This is a genomic window from Streptomyces flavofungini, assembly GCF_041028215.1.
Classification (GTDB): Bacteria; Actinomycetota; Actinomycetes; order Streptomycetales; family Streptomycetaceae; genus Streptomyces; species Streptomyces flavofungini_B.
In genome coordinates, this window is sequence record NZ_JASKYR010001536.1 from 1 (window position 1) to 594 (window position 594).

Here is a 594-nt window from a genome sequence, read left to right on the forward strand (position 1 = left end):
GTGCCGAGCACCTCCGCGAGCTGGTGCGGGACGGCGGGTCCGAGTACGACACGCGCGCGTGTGTGCTGCAGCACGGTGTCGTGCAGGGTGTCCAGGCAGTCGAGCTGGTCGGCCACCACGACGGTCACGTTCGCCGCCCTGCCGTGCCGCAGCGGGACGTTGAGCAGCGCCTGGGGGTCTTCGCGGCCGTCGGCCGCCGCGAGATGGCCGAGCGCGCTCGGGCGGTCGATGAGCAGCCACAGGGGGCGCTTGATGTCCTCGGGCTGGTGGTGGCCCGACTGCCGGGCGCGGTTGGCGGCGATCAGCCTGCGCTCGGTCTCGTGCGCCGCCCACTCCAGACTCGCGCGCGCCCCGGCGAGACCGCACTCGATGCCGAGCACCCCGTCGCGGCCCGCGAGGCACGCGTAGTCACCGGTGCCGCTGCCCTCGACGATGAGGACGTCGCCGTACTGGAGCGCCTGGAGGGCGATGGACCGCAGCAGCGTCGTGGTGCCGCTGCCGGGGCGGCCCGCGATCAGCAGGTGGGGCTCGGTGGAGCGGATGCCGGTGCGCCACACGACGGGGGGTGCGTCGCGCGAGTCGTCGCCGTCGGAC

At 74.7% G+C, this 594-nt stretch carries 1 pseudogene; it reads right to left on the minus strand.

Going from position 1 to position 594, the window contains the following annotated elements:
• A pseudogene (locus tag AB8Z36_RS42060) lies at positions 1–594 on the minus strand (hypothetical protein); the annotation flags it as partial.